Here is a 3,784-nt window from a genome sequence, read left to right on the forward strand (position 1 = left end):
ACATCGAATAGGCTATAATACCTCTTCCTTGAAATGCTGAATCCACAACATCCAACATGAACATGCAATACTCCACACCAAAATAATATTATTGTGGGAACGCGAATATTAACTTGTGGATTGGAGCAATTTGAAGTTGATTTGCACTGGATGTGGAGAAGTGTATGGATATGATTTAAACATGAAGTTTTGCGTTAAATGTGGATGTGGATTAACCTTCGAATTGAAATTGCCGAGGAAGTTTGAGTATAAGTCTGAACTCAATGGCATATGGAAATACTCAGAAATACTCCCGAAAACTAGTGTAATGATAAGTTTAGGTGAGGGGAACACGCATATACATAGGAGCACAACGCTTGGCTTGGAATTGAATGTGGATTTATGGTTTAAAGATGAAACCATAGAACCCACAGGCTCATATCTTGATAGATCATCAGCCCTAGCCACATCATTCATGAAGAGCATAGGCTTAAACTCAATAACAGTATACTCAAAGGGGAATCTAGGGGCATCCATAGCTGCATATGCAGCCAAATCGGGATTGAAGGTTAGGATACATGTGGATAGGAGCATAGATATGGGGAAACTATATCAAATGGTGGCTTATGGAGCTGAAGTTAGAATTGAGAAGTCCATGGAGCAAACCCCAAAAACAAACATAGTTGATTACGATCCAATAGTGAATGAAGCTAAAAAGACAATTGCATGGGAGATAATTATACAATTGAGGGAGCCACCAGAATACATAATCATACCAATGGGTGAAGGTGGACTAGCATACCACACATATAAAGCACTAAACGAAATGAAAAGCCTAGGATTACTGAGGGGGGAGATGCCAAAGATAATTGGAGTACAACCAGAGGGATGCAAACCAATAGTGGAAGCATTTGAGAGTGGAGTGGAAAATGTTGAAGCTTTAGAGGTGAAGACTGATATAAGGGATTTAATGGTTCAAAAGCCAAAATATGGGAAAGCAGCTTTAAAAGCCATTAAAGATAGTGGTGGATGCGCAGTGGCTGTGGATGAATCTGAAGCAAGAAAAGCTTTAAGCGAACTAGCCAGATACGAAGGGATACTTGCAGAGCCAGCTGCAAGTCTAACAATAGCTGGATTGAAGAAGCTCATAAAAGCTGGAAGCATAGAGAGGGGGGCGAAGGTGGTATGCATAATAACTGGTAGCGGATTGAAGGATACGAAGACACTTAGGATGATGGCATTGGAAAGCCCGGGGATTAGTGGAGTAATAAGGGATATGGCTGGCGGATGGATTGGGGATACGAAGCTAACGATAATGAAAGTACTCTCTGGTGGGGAGATGTATGGATACCAGATTTGGAGGGAACTTAAAGATAGGTATGGGTTAAACATTAGAATACCCACACTATACCAACATCTAAAGGAGCTCATGGAGGAGGGTTATGTGGTTAAGAGTAGGAGTGAGAGGGTTATGGGTAGAATTAGAGAGTACTACGCACTAACAGAGAAGGGGTTAAGGGCTATTTAAGTGGATTTCAAAATCCCCCTCAAAGCCTTCTCAATGGGCTTATGAATCAAGATCGCTATTACTAGGGATATTAGGGCTTGACCGAAGAAGTCCCTAATGAAAGATACCATTGCCAAAGCGTAACCTTTAATGAATATGTTAACGTAGAAATATGTGAAGGCCATGGAGAAACCAGCAATTAATGATAGGATTACCTTGATTGGTAGACTCCTACGGTAAGATAAGCCTGCAATAAATCCCTCAGCTCCATGGGCAATTATGGAAACATACCATCTTGGATAAGCTAGGTAGAAGTCTGCAACAAGACTCCCAATTATTCCAGTTAGAATTGCAATTTTAGGTCCGAAGAGGAATGCGGCTAGGAAGGTTATTGTATCACCAATATGCGTGTATCCACCTGTGGGTGAGGGGAATATTGCACCAACAAAGGCTGTTAAGAAAGCTTGCAGGGCACTCAATAAAGCTGTAACTGATATCTCCAATGGAGTCAATATTGGCTTACCAATAAATGGTTTGGGGGCTTTGAAAACCACAATTAAGCCTGAAGCTAGAGACAATATTAAACCGAGAGCTAATGGGGGTAGATCATATTGTGGTAAACCGTAAATTGTTGGTGAAGCTATGGCTATAATGGATATTATGGATGATGCAAACATGAATAAACCAGAATACCATAATCCAACTTTAAATGAGGCTATGGAGAATATGATTAGGAAAGCCATCAAAGTTGCATAGAGACTCACAATGGACTTAAATGGTTCTGGAATACTTAAGACACCCATTGGGAAGGATAAATTTAGGGAAGAGAATACTGTTAAAATTGCATGGAAACATGCTATAAGCGAAATTAAAGCTCCAAAGACCCCTAAACCCCTAAGAAGCCTAAAATCCAAAAACCCCACCAATGAAGATTGATGTATTCGAAGAATATAAAGGTTAGCCTAAATATAGACTATATTTAGAATTATTGGTACATTGAAATATACCTAAAACTTAAATATTGGTAAATTATAATATACCAATATGCTAAGGGAAGATGTTGAGAGATTCAATGAATGGTGGTTCACTGGGAGGGTTAGAGAAGAGCTTGCACCCAAATATAAGAGGCATGCATTCAAAGACATCTTAGAAAGCTTAAGCGATAGGAGAATAACGATGATTACTGGTTTGAGGAGGGTTGGTAAAACAACAATACTATACCAATTGATTGAGAATATACTTACATATGAAGATCCCAGGAGGCTACTATACTTCTCCTTCGATGAATCCAATGCCAATTTAAGAGAGGTTTTAAGCTTCTATGAGAGGAATGTTTTGATGAAGCCCCTTGAAGAGGCTGGTAGGGTATACGTATTCCTAGATGAAGTTCAATATGCCATGGATTGGGCTTCAACATTGAAGAAGTTCTATGACCTATACCCAAAAATTAAATTCGTAATCTCGGGGTCTTCAACAACACTCCTATCCAGAGAGGCTTTGGAGAAACTTGCAGGTAGATTCACATTAATAGAGCTTAAACCACTAACCTTCAAGGAATTTCTGGAGATGAGGGGGATTCAAATTGGGGGGTTGGAATACTCGCAGAGGAGGATGGAGATATACTTCATGGAATACTTGAGGAAGGCTGGATTCCCTGAAATAGTGGATTGGAGTAGTGAAGTTAAGATTTCAGAGTACATTAGAAACGCTGTTGTGGATAGAGTGGTGATTAGGGATGTTCCAAGGATATTCAAGACTAGGGATATGATTCTAATGGAGGAAATTGTGAAAATCATACTTTCAAATCCAGGTGGAATATTAAATGTGAATTCAATTGCAAGAGATCTTGGTAGGAGCAAGATAACAATATCAAATTACCTAAAATTCCTAGAAACATCACTAATAGTTAAGTCGCTATCAAATTATAGGCCATCGAAAATGGCGTCAAGTAGGAAGCTTAAGAAGTTCTATCCATCAACAACATCACTAATATACGCATACTCAAAGGAGACATTTGAGGAGAGCATGGGGAGAGTATTGGAGACATATGTTGTGAATACATTGAATGCGGAATACTACTATAGAATGGGGGGGAGGGAGATAGATGTGATATTGAAATCCGATGGGGGGATAATACCCGTAGAAGTTAAGGAGAAGGTTGATGCAAGGGATATTGAGAAGTTTAAGGGGAACATGGAATACATAAATGCCGAGAATGGTGTAATGATAACATTAAATCAGGAGGTGGATTATGGGGGAGTGAAGATTTATCCAGCATATAAATTGGAGGATTTGAAA

General features: G+C 39.4%; 3 protein-coding genes. 2 read left to right on the plus strand and 1 reads right to left on the minus strand.

Features of this window, described 5'->3' with window-relative positions; all coding sequences use genetic code 11:
* Nucleotides 1-130 precede the first annotated feature (130 nt).
* Nucleotides 131-1,507, plus strand: a complete 1,377-nt coding sequence (locus tag MRT15_RS10820) for a pyridoxal-phosphate dependent enzyme (RefSeq protein ID WP_304330188.1) — start codon at nt 131-133, stop codon at nt 1,505-1,507.
* Here the strand turns inward: MRT15_RS10820 and MRT15_RS10825 are convergent.
* Nucleotides 1,504-2,400 (minus strand): ECF transporter S component, encoded by an 897-nt coding sequence (locus tag MRT15_RS10825; protein ID WP_304330189.1) that lies wholly within the window; start codon nt 2,398-2,400, stop codon nt 1,504-1,506. The genes MRT15_RS10820 and MRT15_RS10825 overlap by 4 nt on opposite strands.
* A 130-nt stretch (nt 2,401-2,530) precedes the next feature.
* Here MRT15_RS10825 and MRT15_RS10830 point away from each other — a divergent pair.
* Nucleotides 2,531-3,784 (plus strand): ATP-binding protein (locus MRT15_RS10830; protein WP_304330191.1); only part of this gene is annotated, 1,254 nt, incomplete at its 3' end.

It is taken from the genome of Candidatus Culexarchaeum yellowstonense, from assembly GCF_024707025.1.
Lineage (GTDB): Archaea > Thermoproteota > Methanomethylicia > Culexarchaeales > Culexarchaeaceae > Culexarchaeum.